This is a genomic window from Bacillus sp. P4_D3, from assembly GCF_056401855.1.
In genome coordinates this window covers 1-1,434 of record NZ_JBFUIN010000761.1, presented here as the reverse complement: position 1 = coordinate 1,434, position 1,434 = coordinate 1, and the positions used below count along the sequence as shown (strand labels likewise).

Annotated in this window: 2 protein-coding genes; one reads left to right on the top strand and one right to left on the bottom strand. The window is 32.1% G+C overall.

Features of this window, described 5'->3' with window-relative positions:
* Window positions 1–165 precede the first annotated feature (165 nt).
* Complete coding sequence (locus tag AC1DTM_RS26415) at window positions 166–633, top strand: Hsp20/alpha crystallin family protein (RefSeq protein ID WP_002200637.1); 468 nt, start codon at window positions 166–168, stop codon at window positions 631–633.
* A gap of 35 nt (window positions 634–668) precedes the next feature.
* On the opposite strand, the gene AC1DTM_RS26410 is transcribed toward AC1DTM_RS26415, so the two are convergent.
* The gene (locus AC1DTM_RS26410; protein ID WP_002158007.1) at window positions 669–1,256 is read right to left on the bottom strand and encodes an SCO family protein; all 588 of its coding nucleotides are present in this window, start codon (window positions 1,254–1,256) and stop codon (window positions 669–671) included.
* Window positions 1,257–1,434 lie beyond the last annotated feature (178 nt).

Sequence of the window (1,434 nt, the reverse complement as noted above, 5' to 3'; positions counted from 1 at the left end):
CTATTTATACTAGCATAATCAACTGAATATGGCGACCAAAAACTATAAAAAAATCACTCCATTTCACATTTTTAACATTTTTTTATGAAAACATGAAAACTAGGCACTCACCTTTCTCCGCTTTTGTCATATGATATTGCAAATTGATTTCTAGGAGGGAATACCATGAGTGAAGAAAAAAAAGATTCTTCTCGCCCACCGGTTCGTAATTATTTAAAACAAATTGATGATTTTTTCGAACAAACACCTCTTCGTGGCGTAATCGCTGATTTAAATCATTTTTTCCAAAAAGGAAACCGTTTATTAACATTCCCAGTAGATTTATACGAAGTTGGTGACGAACTCGTCGTTACAGCCGAACTACCAGGTATACAAAAAGAACAAATTCAAATTGAAATACAAAGCGAGTACTTAAAAGTCTCTGTAAAAGAAGATATACTTGAAGAGACAGAAGAAGAACAAACATCTCATAACTATTATCGCCGAGAACGTTCCATTTCAGAAGCGTCAAGAATTATTAAGTTACCATATTTAATTAATAAAAAAACAGCGAAAGCTTCTTATCAAAACGGTGTATTAGAAATTCGCGCACCGAAATTGCCACAACAGCATGACATTTTATCCATAGACTAAAAGACAAAAAAGAAGGGTGCTTAGCACCCTTCTTTTTAATCCACTAATCGCTTCATATCACGTATAATATCTTCGTATGGCGTATTACTAATGCCGCTATATTTTTTCATTACTTTTCCATTTTGATCAATTAAATAAAAAGATGTACCGTGCATCACTTGCCCATTCTCTGGTTTATCTACAAGCGATTGGAAGTTATCTTTTGAAAACTTTGTAATATCCTCTAGTGAATAACCTGTTAACAAGTTCCAGTTACTTGTATCTTCTGTAAACTTTTGAATGAAAGCTTTCAAATTTTCTGGTTTATCAAGATCAGGATCTACACTAAACGAAACAAACTGAACATCCAATTTCTCTTCCTTAGCCATTTTTTGTAATTTAGCCATATTAGCAGTCATTGGGGGACACACTGTTTGACAGTTTGTAAACATGAAATCAGCTACCCAAACTTTCCCTTTTAAATCTTTTGTACCAAACGACTTTCCTTCTTGATTTGTAAATTGGAAAGTTTCTAAATCCCAGTTTAACGGCTTACGTAATTTTGAACCTGAACTGCTACAACCTGCAAGTACAAAGAGACAAAATACAACCATAAGACCAATTAATTTTTGATAACGCTTCATTATTAAACCTCTTTTCTCTATCCTTAATTTATGTAAGTTATGTATATCATAACAAAAGTAAATACTATGAGAAAATTGTTTACTTCATTTGTTCACGAAATCGTACGAATTTACGTATGTTACTTCTTTATTTCAAGCTAATTACTAGACAAAATATATTTTACTACTATTATTTCTC